Here is an 18,821-nt window from a genome sequence, read left to right as displayed (position 1 = left end):
TCCACCAGAGGAGAGTCACTGATGGGTGTGCAGGGCGACCGCATCTTCGCCGCGGTCAGTCAGCGGGGATTCCCCGACCCCTGGTCGACCTTCGGGGAATGCCTGTCCTGGGAGGCCGCCTACGCGGTGCAACTCAAGCAGGCCATCGACGAGGCCCGCAAGGGAACTGACGAGCAGATCAACCACACCATCAGCGAGCTGTTCGAGCGCAAAGCCGGCAACCTGCTCACCGCCCGCCGACTCCTCGACGGCGTCCTGGCCGACTACGACCAGACCGGCATGTGGCGGTTGCTGGACGAACGCGCCGCCAAGCTCGACATCGTTGACGTTTCCGACCGATGGGGGCGGGGGCTGGTCGAGCATCCTTTCCCCATCGCGCTGATGTCGCTCCAGTTCAACTGGCGCTACATGAAGCGGCATGGCGTCCGCGCGTTCTACGAAATGACCGCCCGCTACGTCGATGACCTCCTCGGCAACACACGTCGCTGGGCCGATGCCTGGACGGCCGAGGCCAGGACCGGTGTCATCGACCGCCTCACCACAGTGGAATGCGATCTCGCCTCGGAAGAGGCCCCCATGCACTGCGACATCTGCAAGAAGACCATCACAGCGCTCCTCTACCTGGAGGACTAGCGAAGTACGCGTCCGGCTTGCTGCAGGTGGCCGGCGTGGTTCAGCCTGTCGGTGGGGCGGCGGGGCAGCGTTGGCAGGTGGTGGTGAGTTTGGCGGCCTCGCCGCAGACGCCGCAGTGGGGGCAGTAGGAGACCGCCGGGCGGGTCCAGCAGCGGGCGCTGAGCGTCTCGCTGCCGAACCGGCGGTCGATCTCGTCACCGTCGAAGACGTGGGACGCGTCGGAGTCGTCGGCGCGCAGGACCGGGTAGCGGTTGTCGCAGGAGCCGCAGCGGCGCAGTTCCCACACGGTGTCGCACACGTCGCAGGTGCTGGTGAACGTCTCGTCGTCGCGGAGCCGGAGGGTGCGGGCCGGGTCGGCGGAGACAGCCCGGCACAGCGGGCAGCGCAGGAAGGCGGCCATCCTCTCGGCGGCGGCCGACAGGTCGGTGCCGAGCCGTTCGATGAGGTCGGAGTTGCCGCCGCGCTGCATGAACTGGGCCGTCGTCACGCCCAGCTTGTCGATCCGGCGGCGCGCCGTGGCCAGCTCGTGGGGCGCGGGCGGGCGCAGCATCCGCAGGCCGTCCGGTGCCGCCGCCAGCCAGTCGACGCCTTCGGCGATCGTCCTGGCGTATTCGGCGGGGCAGGCGATGACGGCCGGGTAGTCGTCCACCAGGCCCTGCACGAGGGCGTGACGGAGGCTGCGGGCCAGCCGGGTCACGCTGTCGATCTCCAAAGGGGAGACGGGGAGGAGCGGCCCTCCGGCCACGGGTGCGGGCGCGTCACAGCCCTGGAAGGCGCGCAGTCGCAGCGGGAGGGGCAGGTCGGTGCGCTCGGCGCGCTGCCCCGGGTAGACGACCAGGGTGCGAGGCGACATCCCTTTCGCGGCCGTCAGGGCGTCGATCTCCTCGGCCACCTGTTCGGAGCGGCGTGAGGCGGTCAGCGAGTGCGGGATCGGGACGACGCGGAGGACGGCCCTGCCGTCGCGGGCGACGACGAACGTGCCCGTGCTCGTCCAGGTCAGGTCGATGCCCTCGCCGAGAGGCAGCGGGGGGCCGTCCGGGTGGAAGGGGCCGTCCGACAGCAGGTCGAGTTGCGCGAACGCCTGGAGCAGGAGAAGCGCGGTGTACTGGGTGAACGCGTGGCACCACGCCTCAGACCGGTCGGCGGACTCCCCGTCGCGCTCGGTGCCTCCCCTGGCGGCGACCCACGCGCGCCACAGTTCGGCGACGTTGCGGTACCGGTCGTCGTTGGCGAACACGTTGGTGGCGCGCAACGTCACGCCCACGTCGACCCGGCGGTGCACCCCGGGCAGGATCATGGGTCCGCGCAGCTCCACGAGGATGTTGTGCAGCCTGCCGAGGTCCTCCTGCACCTGGCGGACGCGTTCGCGCCGCTCGTCGTTGCGCACGAGCCCTTCGATCAGGTGGAACATGTAGTGGCTGACGCGCCACGGCCGTTCGCTGGCGTCCCGGGCGTACAGGCCGATGTCGTCCAGCATCGCCTCGATCTGCCCGACCTCGACGAGCCTGGTGTGAACGTACTCCCACAGGTGGTCGACCAGGCGGGCCAGCACCCGGTTCTCGTAGAAGTCGAGATGGGTCTCCCGGCCCGGGTCGAGCAGCCGGGCGGGGCGGACGCTGTCGGGACGCAGGCCCGCCCAGTCCTCGCTGTGCGCGGCCAGGCGCACGACCGCGCGCGGGGTGATCCGCCGGGCCCGGGACGCGGGGACCACCTCGTACACGGTGCGCAGGCGGGTGACGGGACGGTGGCAGGCCGCCCGCAGGTGGGGCAGGCGCAGGGCGATCTGCTCGTCGATGCGGCGGGTGGCCAGCCGGTCGTCCATATCGGCGCCGCCCATCAGGGGCGTCTCGTCCAGCCACCGGTCGGCCGGGGCGCCTTCCTCGATCAGGGCGGCGAGCCTGCGGCCGATCGAGACGACGGCGTGGGCGGTGATGCCGGCGGGCACGGGGGCGTGCCCGAACTCCCCCTGCGTGCTGCGGCGTTCGGTGCCGTCCCACAGCGTCCAGGCGTTGTCGGTCGCCAGGAACCGGCCCGGACGGGCGGGCACCCCGTTCAGCGACAGGGCCCGCGTGCCCGGCACGAAGATCAGCCGCCCGAGGGTGCCGCGCCCGGACGGCGCCCGCGTCTCCCGGTCCAGGAGCCGGTCCCAGATCCGCACCGCCATGTCACAGGCCCCCACGCAGGTGCAGTTCGGCGTCGAGCCGTTCGAGCGAGCGGACGGGCTCGGTGCCGAACGGCTTCCACAGGCGCGGCAGGTCCGCCTTGAGCTCCTCGATGCGCCGCACCGGGATCTCGAAGCGCCCGCCGAGCTTGCGCAGGATCCTGGTGGCCAGCACGTGGTCGGCGGCGTCGCCCTCGCTGCCGCCGGCCGCGCAGACGACCGGGACGAAGCTGTCCAGGTAGGCCATGAGCCGCGAGCCCGACGAGATGCGGAAGTCCTGGAGCAGCCGGTCGCGCAGGTCGCCGTCGAGGAACCGGTGCACGTCGCGCGCGGCCGCCGCGTGCCTGCGGCGGGCGTCGCCGAACGCCCGCCTGAAGGCGCGCAGCGAGTAGGGGCCCTGCGGCGGCTCCACCGGCTCGGCCTCGACGGGCTCCGGGCGGGCGGGCAGTTCCAGCACGTGGGAGCGGTCGTAGGTCTTGTCGGCGAACGACACGGTCGTCTCGTCGTGGTTGGCGGTGCCGACGAACCACACGTTCGGGGAGATGGGCAGCTTGCGTCCCTCCAGCAGGCCCTTGGGGGCGGGCTGCACCTCGGTCGTCATCAGCTCCAGGGACTGCTTGTGCGCCCCGGCGCTCCCGGGCTGGCCGAGCTGGTAGAGGACCTCGCTGAAGTACTGCTCCGGGTGCGACAGGTTCATCTCGTCCATCACGACGAAGAACGGCCGGTCGGCGTTGGCCGGGCACTGGGCCCTGTAGAGCGCCTGGGTGAACGGCGACTCGTAGTAGCGGCGTTCGAAGGCGTTGAAGTAGCCGACGAGATCCTGCGGGGTCCGCCAGTCCGCGCTGACCGGCACGATCGCGGACTCGGCCTGGACCGCCCTGGCGAACACCAGCGGCAGTTGGGTCTTGCCGATCCCGCTGATGCCCTGGAGCAGGTGCAGCCGCGACGCCGACAGCCCGCCCAGGAACATGATCAGGTCGGTTTCGGAGTAGTACATGCGGTACTGCTGCGCCAGGAAGTGCCGCAGCCACCGGACGAACGCGTCCAGCGGCGGCAGCGCGTCGAGCAGGTCGTCGCGCTCCTCGCCGTAGCGGGCGTCCATCGCGTAGCACTCGGGGAAGGGCGAGTCGCCCTCCTTGCGCTCGGACAGCTCCTGGTAGTCGCGTTTCAGTTCCTCCACCCGGCGGTGGTAGGCGTCGGCGGAGGCGGCCAGGGCCTCGTTGGTGACCTTGAGCCGCTCCAGTTCCAGCGCGGTGATCTCGTGGGCGGAGAGCTGTCGCTGCAACTGCTCGTTGCGCGACACCAGGACGGCGCGCTCCTCCCGCCAGCGCAGCTCGGCCTCCTGGAGGGCGGCGAGGCGGTCGAGGGTGTCGGACGGAACCGCCCGCTGCATACGCAGTTCGGCGTTGTCGTCCTTGAGCCGCTGCAGCTCCTGGAGCACCTCCTCGGGGGTGCGGCGGCCGAACGCGCGGTCGATCCGCTCCCGCTCGGCGATCTGCTCCTCCAGCTTCTCGGCGTGCTCGCGCAGCGCGTCGTACCTCTGCTCCAGTTCGCGGCGGCGCAGCTCACCGGCCTCCATCGCCGCCCGCACCCGGTGCTCGACGCGCTCGTCGAGCAGTTCCCGCGCCTCTTCGACGTCTTCCTGCTGTGCCGCCAGCTCGACCTTGAGGGCGCGCAGCCGGGCGCGTTCCTCGGCCAGCGCGGCGGTCTGCTCGGCGAGCTCCTGGCGTTGGGCGTCCAGCTCGGCCCGCAGGGCGGCGCGGGTGCGTTCGTGTTCCTCGGCGAGCGCCCGCTGCTCGGCCTCGACCTCCCGCCGCGCCTTCTCCAGGAGCTTCCTGGCGTCGCCGAGGGCGGTCTCCTTCTCCCGCTCCTCGCGGGCGATCAGGTCCCGTTCGCGTTCCAGGAGGCGCTGTTCCCGCTCGTCCAGCTCGCCGGTGCGGCGGACGACCGACTCCCGATCGGCGGCCAACCGGGCGGTCTCCTCCTCCACCTCGGCCAGGCGCCCGCGAAGCCGCTCCTGCTCGTCGGCCAGTTCGCGTTCCCTGTCCGCCAGCCGCTGCGACGCCTGGCGGAAGGTCTCCAGCTGCGTCGCGGCCTCCCGCCAGGTGGCCTCCAGCGCGGCCGCGTCGACACCGTCCGGCGGCGGCTCGGGCGCCGGGTCGAGCGCCTCGGGGCCGCCCGCCGCGGCGACGGCCTCGGGCAGGGCCTCCGCCAGCTCGGCCGCCACGTTCTCGGCTTTGACGGCCGGCGCGGGCGCCTTCGGCCGGACGGGCGGCTTGGCGGTGGTGTCGATCGGCCGACGGCGTGCCTGCTGGCGTCGCCCTTTCGAGCGATTCTTGGCCATTGGCGGCGGGATCCTTTCTCGGCGGACGGGGCGGTCGGCGGGGGGCGGGGGCGGACGTGCAGGGTCAGCGCAGCGGGATCAGCTCCCGCACGGCGAGGGCGGCCAGCTCGCGGCACCATGGCGCGTCGTGGCGGGTGGAGGGGTCGCGACCGGCGTGCGCGGCGCGGTTGCGCAGCCCGCCCAGCGTGGCGAGCGCGCTGAGCAGGTCGGGCCGCCGGGCCGCCAGGCGGCGCAGCGGGTGGTCGGCGTTGTCGTGCGCGGCCAGCAGGCACAGGGGCGCGGCGTCCTTGACGTACAGGTTGGCGTCGGGCCGGTTCAGCCGGGCGGCGGCGCCGACCAGATCGGTGTGGAACAGGGCCGGGACGGACCGCAGCCCGATCCGGTGGGCGGACTCCTCGATGACGGCCCGGTTGTACTCGGCGGTGCGGCGCGCGTTGGTGAGCCGCTCGGTGGGCGGGGGATAGGCGTCGACCAGCTTGCGGAACAGGATCTCGTACAGCCGGTAGGAGTTCTGCGCCACCCGCTCCAGCGCTCCCGGTCCCTCACCCTCCATGGTGTCGAGATCGATCTCGCTGATCAGGTCGAGGACGCCGGGGTCGTCGCGTATCCCGGCGCCGAACTCGGCGACCAGGGCGGCCTCGATGCCGGCGCGGGCGTCGCGCTTGGCCTCGCGGTACCGATGGGCGACCTGTTCGGTCTCCCGGGTGGTGACGCGGCGGATCCGGTCGGCCAGTTCCGCGTCGGCCCGGGCCGACGCCTCCATCAGCTCCTGGAACATGGCGTTGGTGCCCGCCCCGAACGGGTCGTGGCACCGCAGCGCCCCGCCGGGCGCCGCCTCGGCGAACCCGACGACCAGCACCGGTTCCGGCTCGTCGACGAACGCGACCCGGCTCAGCTCCGGCCCCTCGGTGCCGTCGGGGGCCAGGCGCGGGTCCCCGGCGGGCTCGGACATCTCGTCGGGCAGGGCCGCCGACGCCAGCTTCTCGCGGCGTTCGAACTCGCGCACCTGGTGGACCCTGCGGGCGACGCGGTCCAGCCGGGCCACCTCGATGATCTGCGCCGCGCCCGGCCGGGGCGGCCCCGCGGCAGCCTCGTCTTCGGGCGGGCGCAGCACCAGCGCCTCCGCGGTGTCGGGACGGCCCCGGGTGCCGAACTGCAGCCGGACCGTGGCGGCGTCGCGGCCGATGACGTGGGCGTTGGTGAGCTGCTCGGCCGTGCGGGGCCACAGCTCCCCGGAGCCGGGTGCCTGGAAGACGTGGCACACCGACCACGTGACCTCCTCGGCCAGGGCGCCCGTCCGCAGCGCCCGCCGGCCCTTGTGGGTCAGCTCGCCGTGCAGGTCCAGCAGGCCCTGGTCGACGGCCTGGTCCATGATGTGCGAGCACAGCCGGGGATGCAGGCGGATCCGCTCGGCGATGCTCGCCGGCTCGCGGATTCCGGCCTGGCACAGCCCCAGGACGACCCGTTCGAACAGGTCCAGCCGGCGGCGCGGCATGACGGGTGCGGTGACGCGGTGCGCCCAGGCGGGGAAGGCCACGCACACCCGCGCGTCGCGGTCGCGGGGCGGATCGGCGAACTGGACGACGCGGGCGTTGGCGGGGAACGCCCTAGGCGGCGAAGAATCGGCCATGCTCACCCCCCTGCCTGCACAGCTTCAGGAACTCCGAGAGCGGCTCGACCTGTGACGGCGCCTCGGGCCCTTCGAACAGCGCCGGATCGCCGACGGTGATCAGCAGGCGCTTCTGGCGGCTCATCGCCACGCACAGCCGGTTGCGCAACGTCAGGTGGCCGTAGCGGCGGCGCACCCACCGCTCGTGCTCGGGCGTGCCGGGCGCGGGCACCCGCCCCGGCGGAGACGACCTGGTGGTGGACAGGAACACCACGTCGAACTCCCGGCCCTGGAAGGCGTCGACGCTGCCCACGAGCAGCCGGTCCAGCCGCCGCCCGTGCTGGTCGTAGCGCAGCTCCTCGGCCGGCTCGTAGCCCTGGTCGCCGGGCTTGACCAGGCCGTGCGCGGCGAGCTGCCGATAGATCTCCGACACCTGGTCGGAGTAGAACGAGATGACGCCGAAGCTGAGCGACGGCGCGGCCCGCAGCAGCCGGGCGAGCTGCTCGGCGATGACGCGGGCCTCGGCGGGGCGCCGCCTGCTGCGCCTGCCCATCTCCTTGCCCAGCCGGGCGGGCACCTCCAACCACGCCGCCGCCAGCCCGTCGTAGCCGGGCAGCCCGTGGACGAACTCGGCGTCCGGACGCGGCGAGTCGATCGTGCCGCCGTAGAAGTTGCGGCTGACGAACTCCCCCAGCACCCGGTGCATGCGGAACTGGGTGTTCAGCGTGACGACCCGCCGGACCGGTGACCGCCCGTCCCCCAGCTCCTCGAACAGCCGCTGGAACAGGCTCTCGCGCAGCCGTCCCCGGGCGTCCGGGTCGATGTCCTCAACGTGCTGCTCGACCTCCGGTTCCAGCATGTGCGGAAGCTGGTTGTGGTCGCCCACCAGGATGATCCGCCGGCCCGCGTGGATCAGCGGGATCATCAGGTCCAGCGGGTTGGCGCGGGCCGCCTCGTCGACGATGACGGTGTCGAAGACGACGTCGTCGATGTCGGTCTCCTGCTTGACGTCGCGGACCGCGTTCGAGGCCGCCTGCTGGCAGGTGGTGGCGTAGGAGGCGGTGTAGGCGCGCAGCGTCCACTCGACCGCCACCGGGTCGCCGCGCAGCCCCTCCAGGTAGTCCAGCATGGCCAGCTCCGGGCCGCCGTCGCCGGAGTCGCGGACGTGGTCTTCGAGTTCTTCCACGATCTCGGCGAGCAGGCGATCGACCTCGGGGTCGGCGGCGGCCTGGACGGGCGGCCCGGCGGCGGGCTGGAGCCGTTCCAGGAGCCGGTCGCGGGCGGCGGCCAGGTCGGGCAGGAACGGCGGGGCGTCGCCGTCCTCGTCCCACCCGGCCGCGCGTTCCAGCAGGTCCAGAGCCTCGGCGTCCCCGGCGGCCGCGTCCCGTACCGCCGGGTCGTCGGAACGGTCGGCCAGCGCGCGGACGCGGCGCAGCGCCTTGGCGGCGGCGGCCGGCCCGTCGTCGGCGAACGACTCGGGCACCGTGCGCACCCCGCGCAGGGCGCGCAGCGCCAGCTCGTGCCGGTCGTCGGGGGCGAACACCGAGGGCTGCGGCGCGCTCTCCAGCGTCCACCGCAGCCGCCCCAGCCGGTCGGCCAGACCGGTGGACAGCATGCCCGCGGTCTCCTCCTCGATGTCGCGGAGCAGGGCGACGGTGCCCTCCCGGGCCGTCGGGGCGAGCAGGTAGCCGGCGGAACGGGCCGCGACCCGGCGCAGCAGCCCCAGCGACCGGCCGAGCGCGTTGCCCTCCCCCTCGACCTCGGCGGCGAGCTCGTCGATGGTCTCCAGGCGCCACCGGTCCATCCGCACGGTGGTGCCGCGTCCCATCCGGTCGACCTTCGCGGCGGGCACCCCGAGCACCTCGGAACGCTCGACCAGCTCGTCCACCGCCGCGTGCTGGAAACTGGTGAGCAGGATGCTGCCGCGCAGCTTGGCGTACCCGCGGCCCAGCTCCGCCAGCCGCGTCTGCAGCGCCTTGATGACCTGCGTCTTGCCCGTGCCGGGCGGGCCCTGGATCAGCGCGATGTCCGGGGTGTTCAGCGCGACCCGCAGCGCCTCCTCCTGCATGGGGGTGGGACGGCCGCCGACGAAGCACTCCCGCACGGCGTCGCTGACCGGCTCGACCCTGGTGGGCGGCTGGACGCTGACCGTCTTGCCCTCGAACAGGGCCAGCAGGTTGGGGATGCGGGTGCCGTCGTGCAGGATGCGGTCGAAGGCGTCCTTGCGCCGCTGCATCTGCCGCCGGTCGCCCCGGAACGAGCGGTAGAGGAAGCCCTGCGGCGGGGGCGCCGTCTGCTCGTCGGCGCCGACCCCGGCGATCCGCCGGGTCTTCAGATCGACGAGCCGCATGTCGACGGTGCCGGTGGCGACGTCGGCGTTGACGACGGTGCCGGTCACGGTGTCCTTGTCGAGCCGGTCGTGGATCAGCGCCCAGCCGTCATCGTCGTCCTGCCGGCCGGTCAGCACGGCGGGCAGTTGCGCCGCGGCCTCCAGCTCGAAGTCCTCGTGCGCGTCGAGCCTGTTGCGGGCCTGCTCGGCGAGGGTCAGCTCGTTGCCGTCCTGGGGCGCCGTGAGGTCCAGGTGGAAGCGGTACACCCCTCCGCCCAGGGACTCGCGGGCGGTGTAACGGCCGAAGCCGACCTGCCGGACCTGGCGGCGGACGAACTGGGTCTCCTGCCGGTTGTACTCGTGCCACATGGCCAGGAAGCCCTTGCCCGCGGCCAGGCGGCTGAGCTGCTGGCGCATCTCGGCGCGCAGCTCACCGGCCTTGGAGACGTCGGTGAACGTCACCGCGCAGCGCGTCATCCGCAGCGGCCCGCGGTGGTCGTTGCCGCTGGTGCGGCGGAGCCGGTGCATCACCAGGCGGCCGTCCTCGATCCGCACGTCGGCGATCACGCCGCGTCCGTGGACGCGGTACCCGGTGGGTTCCCCGGGATCGCTCAGCCCCACCGACACGATCATGCGGTCCGGCGCGTCGGGGCCCGAGCCCGGCTGCGGCGGCAGCAGCAGGCGGTCGCGCAGCCAGCGCAGGATCCGGTCGGGGTCGTCGCGGAGCCTGGACCTCATCTTGCCGACGGTGGCCAGCACCCGGTCGCCGACGCCGATCGACTGCGCGGCCATCGGCTCGGCCTGCTCGTAGACGTACAGGCTGAGGCCCAGGCGCAGGGACCGCCGCCCGCCCGACTCGACGATCTGGACGGTCGACAGGACGGCGACGCGGGAGCGGCTGGCCATGGCGTGCCGCAGCCGCTCGCCGTCCTCGTCGGTCTCGGGCGTCACGGTCGCGTGGCTGCCGCCCGTCCTGGCCACCACCTGCCCGGACGGCAACCCGGCGAGTTGCACCTCCTGCAGGCTTCCTTGGGGGCGCTGGAAGGAGTCGGGATTGGCGTTCCAGGTCACCCATACGAACGTCGACGGCCCTGGGAGCGGATCGGTGATCTCGTCACCGCGACGGCCTCCGGGCGATCCGGCGGACCGGCCCTGCTGCCGGGAGCCGCGCCGCCCGCCGCCCTGTCCGCCGCTCTGCCCGCCGCGCTGCCCGCCGGGCCGGCCTGCCCCTCCGCCTCCGCGCGGACGGGACGGCGGGTTTCCGGACCGCGTGCTCATGGACGCTGCCTCCCCTTGACGATGCGGAACCGGAGCACCCGGTGCAGCTGCGACTCGTGCCCGAAGTGCAGATCCCACGCGGGGACGTCCGCGTAGGCGGGCACCGCGAGCTCCCGTCCGGGCTCCACGACCACCGGCGTCCCGCCCCCGGCGGGCGTCAGCCACAGCGGCTCGGCGTCGGCGTTGCGGGTGACCAGCCGCGCGCCCGGCTCCCACAGGAGCCACGCCACCGGCCGGTCGGACCCGGCGGCCAGCCTCGCCGTGCGGGCGGTCACGCACAGCCACCTGCCGCGCGGAACCGCGAGCCCCTCCCCTGCCGAGGCCAGGGCGGTCTCGCCGGGAGTGGCGAGGTGCACCAGGGCGATCAGCGGGTCCGGCGCCTTCGCCCCGCACCACGGACAGTTCTGCGCCCCAGCCAGGTAGGTGTGCGGGCACTGCGGACAGCTCATGGTGAGGTCGGCCGCCGCGTGCAGTTTGGTGCGCCACTCCGCCACGGTCGGCCGCTGCACCGGGTCGAGCCGTCCCGCTCCGAAGGTGCGCTCGGCCAGGCCGCGCAGCCCTGTGGTGAGGACGGCCTGCCGGTTCACCCCGTAGCTGGAGCGGTTGGAGTCGTCGTCGGGGTCGTCGATCCAGGGCAGCTCTCCGGAGAAGGCCTGATCGAGCAGTTCCGGCTCGCCCTCCTCCACCTCGTCCCCGAGGAAGGGGTGCACGAGGGCCAGCGTCTCGAACACCATCACCGCGAGCGAATAGGCGTCGCTGAGACTCGACACCCCCATGCGCGCCGTCACCAGCTCGGGCGCGGCGTACCCGGGCGTGACCAGCGAGGCGTCCGGGACGACCGACTCGACCACGAGGTTGTCGACGTCGATCAGCATCATCTGGGCGTTCTCGACGGACGCCGAGACGAGGATGTTGGCGGGCGACGGGTCGCCGTAGACGATGCCGCGCGCATGCAGCGTGCCCAGCGCGTCGGCGGCGCGGGCCAGCAGGCGCAGCCTGCGCCGCAGCCCGCCGGTGGCGGCGTACCACTCGCCGAGGTCCTGCCGCGCGGGCGCGGCCGCCAGCGACCGCAACGCCACCATGTCGTCCAGCAGTTCCATGGTGTAGCCCACGGCCGGCTCGGCGAGCATGGCGATCGGCCGGGACACGGCGATGCCGTCCAGATCCAGGCGCCGCACCACGCGCAGCCGCCGCCGCAGCCGTTCGGCCGCCCTGGGGGTGCGCGCCGTCACCAGCTTCACCGCCAGCCGGTCACCGGCGGCCCAGACCTCCCCCTGCCCGCCCGCCCCCAGCAACCGGGTCAGCTTGATGGCCCGCGCGTGTTCGTCCCGGACGGTCCTGCCCGTACCGTCCCAGCCTGGTGCGCCCGTCATGATGCCCCGCCGTCCTGCCGTGCCCGCCGTGCCGCCGTCCCCGTTCGCTGTGCCCGTGCCCGTTGGAACGTCAGCCGAGGAGATCGTCCAGTTCGTCCATCGACATGGAGACGTCGTTGGGACGCGCGCTGCGGGCACGCGTGGTGACGCTGAGGGTCACCCAGGAGAAGTACCGGCTCAGCTGGTGCGCCTCGTCCGCGCGGAACGGCGGAATGGCCGGATTGTGGATGAACGCTCTGAGCACGTCGAAGGCGTCCTCGTCCATGTCCTGCCCGACGCCGACCGCCAGCCGGGCGGCCTTGCCGCCGCGCGGCGAGGCCAGCAGCCGCTCCAGCGGTTCGCGCCACTCGTCGGTGGGCAGCCCGTCCGACACCAGCACCAGCGACGGGGTGAACGCGCGCCTGGGCACGACGCTCTCGTCCGCCAGAAGCCGGTCCACCAGGTCGAACGCCTGCCCGAGGGGCGTGCGGCCGTAGGGCCGCATGTCCTGCCAGACGACCTCGGTCGCCGGGGCCAGGGGCTGGTGCAGACTCGCCTGGACGCCCCCGAACGTCACCACGCCCACCACGATCTCGCCCCGCAGCGTGTCCTCGGCGGCGAAGGACCGGATCATCGTCGCGATGCTGCGGTTGAGAACGTCGATCTTGCCTCCCTCCGCCATGCTGCCGCTGACGTCGGCGAGGATCAGCACGGGCAGCGGTCTGGGCGGCGGCGCGACCGGACGCGCCACGACGGGATCGGCCATCGGCTCCCCTTTCACGGTTCCCGCAGCGAAACATTTCAGAGTGCTCTTGATCACTTCATGTGTCAATAATTCGGCAGAAAAACGTGCCGACCTGGGACACGCCGCAACGCTTCCGTTGATCAACTGAATCGGCGGGAAAAGGCGATGTCCCGGGCCTCCAGGTCCGGCAAAATCGGGCGGCCGCGAGCGTGCCGGACGCCACGGCGGGTAGGGGGCGGCCGATCGGAGGGGCTGCGTTGGGCGACCGGTTGTGCCTGGTCACGGGGGCCAGCGGTTACATCGGGGGACGGCTGGTGCCGGAGCTGCTGGACTCCGGCCACCGGGTGCGGTGCATGGTGCGCTCGGCGCGGCGGCTGCGCGACCACCCGTGGGCGGGACGGGTCGAGATCGCCGAGGCCGACGCCACCGATCCGGAGGCGACCGCGCGGGCCCTGGACGGCGTCGACGTCGCCTACTACCTCATCCACGCGATCGGCAGCGGGGGCGGGTTCGCCGGGGTCGACCGGCGGGCCGCGAGCGTGTTCGCCGCCGCCGCGCGCGATCAGGGCGTCGGCCGGCTGGTCTACCTGGGCGGCATGACCCCCGCCGACCGGCTGTCGCCGCACCTGGCGTCCCGGGCCGAGGTCGGGCGGATCCTGCTGGACAGCGGCGTCCCGACGATCTGGCTGCGCGCCGCCGTGATCATCGGGTCGGGGTCGGCGTCGTTCGAGATGCTGCGGTACCTGACCGAGCGGCTCCCGGTGATGGTGACGCCGCGCTGGGTGCGCACCCGCATCCAGCCGATCGCGGTCCGCGACGTCCTGTACTACCTGGTCGCCTGCGCCGACCTGCCGCCCGAGGTGTCGGGGGGCTTCGACATCGGCGGCCCGGACGTGCTCACCTACCAGGACATGATGCGCCGCTACGCCGCCGTGGCGGGGCTGCGGCCACGTGTGATCATCCCGGTGCCGGTGCTGAGCCCGTGGTTGTCGAGCCTGTGGGTCGGGGGGATCACGCCCGTCCCCGGGAGGCTTGCGCGGCCCCTGGTCGAGTCGCTCCGCAACGAGGTGGTGTGCCGCGAGCAGGAGATCGCGCGTCACGTCCCGCCGCCGCCGGACGGGCCGACCGGGTTCGAACGGTCGGTGCGGCTGGCGCTGCGCCGCATCCGGGACGCCGACGTCGCCACCCGCTGGTCGTCGGCGTCCGTCCCCGGCGCGCCCAGCGACCCGCTGCCCACCGACCCGGACTGGGCGGGCGGCAGCCTGTACGTGGACGAACGCACCCGCCGTACGCGCGCCTCCGCCGAGCGGCTGTGGGAGGTCGTCGAAGGCATCGGCGGGGAGCACGGCTGGTACTCCTTCCCGCTCGCCTGGCGGCTGCGCGGAATCATCGACCGGCTGGTGGGGGGCGTGGGCCTGCGCCGGGGCCGCCGCGACCCCCGGCGGCTGCGCGTCGGCGAGAGCGTCGACTTCTGGCGCGTCGAGGAGATCGAACCGGGACGGCTGCTGCGGCTGCGCGCGGAGATGCGCCTGCCCGGCCTGGCGTGGCTGGAACTGGGCGTGGGCGAGCGCGACGGCCGCGCCATCTACACCCAGCGGGCGCTGTTCCACCCGCGCGGCCTGGCCGGTCACGCCTACTGGTGGGCGTTCCGGCCGTTCCACGAGCTCGTCTTCGGCGGCATGTGCCGAGGCGTCGTCCACGCCGCCGAAGACCCGGCCGTGCCCGTCCTCCCCGCCTAGAGCGACACGCCTCGGCCGCCGCCGGATGGGTTACCTTCGGTGTGATCACTAGGAGGTGCTCATGCTGCCGTGGTCGGCCGACCTCGCCGGACGAATCGACGAGCATGTCGTCACCAGCGAGCTGCTGCGCGACAACCCGCTGGGCGACCCGCACGAGCGGCCCCTGTGGGTGTACGTGCCGCCGGGCTACGACGAGGACGACGGCCGCCGCTACCCCACCGTCTACGTGATCATGGGTTTCACCGGCCACGTCGGCATGTGGCGCAACCGCACGCCGTACCGGCAGCCGTTCCCCGAGACGGCCGACGCGGTGTTCGCGCGGGGCGAGGCGCCGCCCGCGATCGTCGTGTACGTCGACACCTGGACGGCCTACGGCGGCAGCCAGTACCTGGACTCGCCGGGCACCGGCCGCTACCACTCCTACCTGTGCGACGAGATCGTCCCGTGGGTGGACGCGCGGTACCGGACGCTCGCCGACCGCGACCATCGGGCGATCACCGGCAAGTCCAGCGGCGGCTACGGCGCGATGATCACTCCGATGCTGCGGCCGGACGTGTTCGGCGCGCTGGCCACGCACGCGGGCGACGCGCTCTTCGAGTACTGCTACCTCCCCGAATTCCCGAAATGCGTGCGGCATCTGCGGAAATACGACGGCGACATCATGCGCTGGTGGGAGGCCTTCCGTTCCCGGGTTCCGTTCACCGAGCCCGAGGACATGGACCTGCTGAACATCCTGGGCATGGCGGCCTGCTACTCGGCCCGCGAGGACGGCACGCCCGAGCTGCCGTTCGACCCGGTCACCGGGGTGCTGCGCGCCGAGCCGTGGGAGCGGTGGCTGGTGTACGACCCGGTGCGGATGGCACCCCGGTACGCCGACGCGCTGCGGTCCCAGCGGGCGATCTGGATCGACGGCGGCACCCGCGACGAGTGGTACCTGGACGTCGGCGCGCAGGCGTTCCACCAGGCCCTCACCGACATCGGCGTCCCTCCGGACGTGGTGCGCTTCGAGCTGTTCGGCGCCGGTCACGGCGGCATCGACTATCGCTACCCGCTGGCGCTGGCCTGGTTGTGCCAGCGCATCGCCCCCTGACCGCTACCGGCCACTGGACGGCCCCCACCGCGCGGACCGGCGGCGGGGGCCTGTCCCGGGGCAGAGACAACGGGCGGGCGCGGGCGTGTGAATCCGGTCTGGGCGGGGCCGCGTGAAGGCCCGGCGTTCGACCTGCTCATAGCGGATTTTCAGGATATTCACTCCATACGCCTTGAATTCCAGTCTTATCTGGATTTATTGACTTCGTCCGCCGCCCGGGGTGCACTTCTGGTCAGCTCATCCGGATGAGCGCACCACCCCCCGTCCCCCACGGCGCGGAGTCCCCGTCACCGCGCCCTCACCTCCCCCGGCGCGGGCCGACCACCGCGCCAAGCGTCCCCGTGCCCCCGCCACGGACGCTCGCGGATGCGGTGCCCCCGCTCGCCGCATCCGCGCACCAGCCACGCGGGCCGTCCTCCCCGGTCAACGCCGGGCCCGCCGCGTCCGCCGCGGAGCCGTCCCACAAGGACCTCCACGGCGCCGCCGCGTCCGGCACTGGAAGGAGCCCCCCAGTGAGACGCCTGTCCGCGCTCGGGACCGCGGCGATCGCCGCCGGTCTCGCCGTGGCGATGTCCGCGCCCGCCACCGGCGCGACGACCCGCGCCGCGTCCGCGCCCCCGTCGCCCACCCCGTCCCCGCAGGCCGCCGCCGCGTCCGCCGACCGGCTGGTGGCGTCCGGCCCCGAACGGCTGCACCGGTCCCCCAAGGACACGATCGTCCGGCGCGGCGTCACGCGCGGCGCCGGCGGGCTGCAGTACGTGGCCTACGAACGCACCTACGCCGGCTTGCCGGTGGTCGGCGGTGACTTCGTCGTCGCCACCGACGCCTCCGGCCGGGTGCTCAGCACCTCGGTCGCCCAGAACCGGACGCTGTCGGTGTCCACCACGCCGAAGCTGACCGCCGAACGCGCCGCCGCGATCGCACGCGGACGGCTCGCCAAGGTGACCGGGGTGTCGCAGCCGCGGCTGACCGTCCTCGCCGAGGGCTCGGGCCGCCTGGTGTACGAGACGGTCGTCGACGGCTCCTACCGGCAGCGGCCCTCCCGGCTGCACGTGCTCGTCGACGCGGCCAGCGGCAAGGTCGTCCAGCAGTGGGACGAGGTCCAGGACGCCGACGACGACCGCAGCTACTACCACGGCGGCAGCCAGAACCCGACCAGCATCAACAGCACCCAGTCCGGCACCACGTACACCATGCGGGACTCCACCCGTCCCGGCATCAGCTGCGCCAACCAGAGCGGCACCGTGTACTCGGGCACCGACGACGTGTGGGGCAACGCGTCCGGCACCAACCTGGAGACCGCCTGCGTCGACGCGATGCGCGCCGCCGCGGCCGAGTCCGACATGGTGCGCGCCTGGCTGGAACGCAACGGGCTGAACGGCAACGGCAGCGGCTGGCCCATGCGGGTCGGGCTGAACCAGGCCAACGCGTTCTGGAACGGCAGCTACGCCAACTTCGGCCGCAACAACGCCGGCACCCGCCAGGCCACGCCCACCGACGTGGTCGCGCACGAACTGGGGCACGGCATCTTCCAGACCACGCCCGGCGGCTCCAGCGGCGGCAACGAGAAGGGCGGGCTGAACGAGTCCACCGGCGACATCTTCGGCGCCCTCACCGAGTGGTACCTCCGGGAACCGCGCGTCGGCGAGCAGTTCTCCGGCACCACCGCCCTGATCAACTACGACCCGCCGGACTACCTGGTCGGCGAGGAGGTCGACCTGGTCGGCAGCGGCCCGATCCGCGACATGACCAACCCGTCGGCCAAGGGCCACCCCAACTGCTACAGCTCCAGCGTCCCCAGCATGGAGGTGCACGCGGCGGCGGGCGTGCAGAACCACTGGTTCTACCTGCTGGCCGAGGGGTCGAACGCCAATGACGCGGCCAACGGCCGTCCCAACAGCCCGACGTGCAACGGCGCCACCGTCACCGGCGTCGGCGTGCAGAAGGCCGGACGGATCTTCATGGAGACGCTCAACCTGAAGACCTCCACCTGGACGCACTCGCTGGCGCGGCGGGCGTCCCTGCAGGCCGTGCTCAACCTGGTCGTGGTCGGCAAGGCCACCTGCACCGACTTCACCCGCACCCGCGACGCCTGGAACGCCGTCAACGTCCCGGCGGCCGCCAACGAGCCCACCACCTGCAGCTGACCCCGCAGGCGGTCGTGCGGGGCGGCACTCGGGGCGCCCCGCACGACCGTATCCTTTCCCCCTCGGAGAGCCGTATGAGATCGCGGAGTCCCATGAGATCGCGCCTGGCCGCGCTGGCCGGCACCGCCGCCCTGACGGCGGCGCTCGCCGCCGCACCCGCCGCCCCCGCCTCGGCGGCGGCCGCACCCGACATCTCGCTCACCAACGTCAAGGCCCACCTGACCCAGTTGCAGAGCATCGCCTCCAGCAACGGCGGCAACCGGGCCCACGGCAGTCCCGGATACCGGGCGTCCCTCGACTACGTCAAGGCACGGCTCGACGCCGCCGGATTCCAGACCCGCATCCAGCCGTTCAGCTACGGCGGCGCCACCGGCTACAACCTGATCGCCGACTGGCCGGGCGGCAACGCCGACGAGGTCCTCATGGCCGGCGCCCACCTGGACAGCGTGACGGCCGGACCCGGCATCAACGACAACGGCTCCGGCTCGGCCGCCGTCCTGGAGGCCGCGCTGACCGTCGCCCGCAGCGGCTACCAGCCGTCCCGGCACCTGCGCTTCGGCTGGTGGGGCGCCGAGGAGCGCGGGCTGGTCGGCTCGCGCTACTACGTCAACAGCCTGACGTCCGCCGAACGCTCCAGGATCAAGGGCTACCTCAACTACGACATGGTCGGCTCGCCCAACGCCGGATACTTCGTCTACGACGGCGACAACTCCGACGGCGTCGGCTCGGGCCCCGGCCCCGCGGGCTCCGCCGAGATCGAGCGCGTCATCCAGGGATACTTCACCGGCATCGGCGTCACGACGCGCGGCACCGACTTCGACGGGCGCTCCGACTACGGCCCGTTCATCCAGGTCGGCATCCCGGCGGGCGGCACGTTCACCGGCGCGGAGGGCATCAAGACCTCCGCCCAGGCCCAGCTGTGGGGCGGCCAGGCCGGGGTGGCGTTCGACCGCTGCTACCACCGCTCCTGCGACACCACCAGCAACATCAACGACACGGCGCTGGACCGCAACGCCGACTCCATCGCCCACGCCATCTGGACCCTGGCCGGAGGCTCCTGACCCCGCTCCCCGCCCCAGGACGGCCCCGGCGCTCCCTCTGCTCGCCGGGGCCGTCCCGTCGCTTGCCGTCGTGACCGGCTGTCGTACCTCGGGGCGACAATGGACGCATGTGCCGCAGCATCAAGACGCTCCGTCCGCCGTACGCCGACGAGGTCACCGACGACGACATCCGGGCGGCCGCGCTCCAGTACGTGCGCAAGATCTCCGGATTCCGCGCGCCCGCGTCCCACAACGCCGAGGCGTTCGAACGCGCCGTCGAAGAGATCGCCCAGAGCACGGCCGCCCTCCTGGCGACCCTTGAGGTGCGCGGCTCCCGCCGCCCCGCCTGACGGC

General features: G+C 73.1%; 12 protein-coding genes. 6 read left to right on the top strand and 6 right to left on the bottom strand.

Translation table 11 applies throughout. The annotated features are described in order from the left end of the window. Positions 1-21: 21 nt before the first annotated feature. Positions 22-633 carry a hypothetical protein gene (locus tag ABD811_RS33405; RefSeq protein ID WP_344955767.1) on the top strand — a complete coding sequence of 204 codons (612 nt, stop codon included), beginning with the start codon at positions 22-24 and terminating at the stop codon, positions 631-633. Between the two features lie 40 nt (positions 634-673). Here the strand turns inward: ABD811_RS33405 and ABD811_RS33400 are convergent, their stop codons facing one another. From ABD811_RS33400 to ABD811_RS33375, 6 genes are all read right to left on the bottom strand, one after another. Continuing rightward, a complete protein-coding gene (locus tag ABD811_RS33400) occupies positions 674-2,797 on the bottom strand; it encodes a hypothetical protein (RefSeq protein WP_344955766.1) in 2,124 nt (707 codons plus the stop codon). Position 2,798: 1 nt separating this feature from the next. Continuing rightward, entirely contained in the window at positions 2,799-5,138 is a 2,340-nt protein-coding gene (locus tag ABD811_RS33395) for a hypothetical protein (RefSeq protein ID WP_344955764.1), read from the bottom strand. Between the two features lie 64 nt (positions 5,139-5,202). Then, entirely contained in the window at positions 5,203-6,768 is a 1,566-nt protein-coding gene (locus tag ABD811_RS33390) for a hypothetical protein (RefSeq protein WP_344955763.1), read from the bottom strand. Next, a complete protein-coding gene (locus ABD811_RS33385) occupies positions 6,746-10,354 on the bottom strand; it encodes a DEAD/DEAH box helicase (RefSeq protein ID WP_344955762.1) in 3,609 nt (1,202 codons plus the stop codon). The genes ABD811_RS33390 and ABD811_RS33385 overlap by 23 nt, the downstream gene beginning before the upstream one ends. Continuing rightward, positions 10,351-11,727, bottom strand: a complete 1,377-nt coding sequence (locus tag ABD811_RS33380; RefSeq protein WP_344955760.1) for a protein kinase domain-containing protein — start codon at positions 11,725-11,727, stop codon at positions 10,351-10,353. The genes ABD811_RS33385 and ABD811_RS33380 overlap by 4 nt, the downstream gene beginning before the upstream one ends. A 70-nt stretch (positions 11,728-11,797) precedes the next feature. Then, positions 11,798-12,472, bottom strand: coding sequence for a vWA domain-containing protein (locus tag ABD811_RS33375; protein ID WP_344955758.1), 675 nt, complete (start codon positions 12,470-12,472; stop codon positions 11,798-11,800). Positions 12,473-12,708: 236 nt separating this feature from the next. On the opposite strand from ABD811_RS33375, the gene ABD811_RS33370 reads away from it, so the two are divergent. The 5 genes from ABD811_RS33370 to ABD811_RS33350 all read left to right on the top strand — a co-directional run bounded on the left by ABD811_RS33370 (position 12,709) and on the right by ABD811_RS33350 (position 18,817). Then, the gene (locus tag ABD811_RS33370) at positions 12,709-14,190 is read left to right on the top strand and encodes an SDR family oxidoreductase (protein ID WP_344955757.1); all 1,482 of its coding nucleotides are present in this window, start codon (positions 12,709-12,711) and stop codon (positions 14,188-14,190) included. 61 nt (positions 14,191-14,251) lie between these two features. Next, on the top strand, positions 14,252-15,280 hold the full coding sequence (locus ABD811_RS33365; protein WP_344955755.1) for an alpha/beta hydrolase: 1,029 nt from the start codon (positions 14,252-14,254) through the stop codon (positions 15,278-15,280). Positions 15,281-15,792: 512 nt separating this feature from the next. Continuing rightward, entirely contained in the window at positions 15,793-17,427 is a 1,635-nt protein-coding gene (locus tag ABD811_RS33360) for a M4 family metallopeptidase (RefSeq protein ID WP_344955753.1), read from the top strand. Between the two features lie 92 nt (positions 17,428-17,519). Then, a complete protein-coding gene (locus ABD811_RS33355; protein WP_344955751.1) occupies positions 17,520-18,488 on the top strand; it encodes a M28 family metallopeptidase in 969 nt (322 codons plus the stop codon). A gap of 107 nt (positions 18,489-18,595) precedes the next feature. Further along, positions 18,596-18,817 (top strand): DUF2277 domain-containing protein, encoded by a 222-nt coding sequence (locus ABD811_RS33350; RefSeq protein WP_344955750.1) that lies wholly within the window; start codon positions 18,596-18,598, stop codon positions 18,815-18,817. The last annotated feature ends 4 nt before the right edge of the window (positions 18,818-18,821 follow it).

Origin of the sequence: Actinomadura miaoliensis (genome assembly GCF_039536785.1) — a bacterium.
GTDB classification, from domain to species: Bacteria; Actinomycetota; Actinomycetes; order Streptosporangiales; family Streptosporangiaceae; genus Spirillospora; species Spirillospora miaoliensis.
This window is presented reverse-complemented; position numbering and strand designations above follow the sequence as displayed.

What these genes read in the sequence shown, in the direction of transcription:
- ABD811_RS33405 (WP_344955767.1), top strand. Translation starts at nt 22, where the DNA reads ATGGGTGTGCAGGGCGACCGCATCTTCGCCGCGGTCAGTCAGCGGGGA.
- ABD811_RS33400 (WP_344955766.1), bottom strand. Translation starts at nt 2,797, where the DNA reads ATGGCGGTGCGGATCTGGGACCGGCTCCTGGACCGGGAGACGCGGGCG.
- ABD811_RS33395 (WP_344955764.1), bottom strand. Translation starts at nt 5,138, where the DNA reads ATGGCCAAGAATCGCTCGAAAGGGCGACGCCAGCAGGCACGCCGTCGG.
- ABD811_RS33390 (WP_344955763.1), bottom strand. Translation starts at nt 6,768, where the DNA reads ATGGCCGATTCTTCGCCGCCTAGGGCGTTCCCCGCCAACGCCCGCGTC.
- ABD811_RS33385 (WP_344955762.1), bottom strand. Translation starts at nt 10,354, where the DNA reads ATGAGCACGCGGTCCGGAAACCCGCCGTCCCGTCCGCGCGGAGGCGGA.
- ABD811_RS33380 (WP_344955760.1), bottom strand. Translation starts at nt 11,727, where the DNA reads ATGACGGGCGCACCAGGCTGGGACGGTACGGGCAGGACCGTCCGGGAC.
- ABD811_RS33375 (WP_344955758.1), bottom strand. Translation starts at nt 12,472, where the DNA reads ATGGCCGATCCCGTCGTGGCGCGTCCGGTCGCGCCGCCGCCCAGACCG.
- ABD811_RS33365 (WP_344955755.1), top strand. Translation starts at nt 14,252, where the DNA reads ATGCTGCCGTGGTCGGCCGACCTCGCCGGACGAATCGACGAGCATGTC.
- ABD811_RS33355 (WP_344955751.1), top strand. Translation starts at nt 17,520, where the DNA reads ATGAGATCGCGCCTGGCCGCGCTGGCCGGCACCGCCGCCCTGACGGCG.
- ABD811_RS33350 (WP_344955750.1), top strand. Translation starts at nt 18,596, where the DNA reads ATGTGCCGCAGCATCAAGACGCTCCGTCCGCCGTACGCCGACGAGGTC.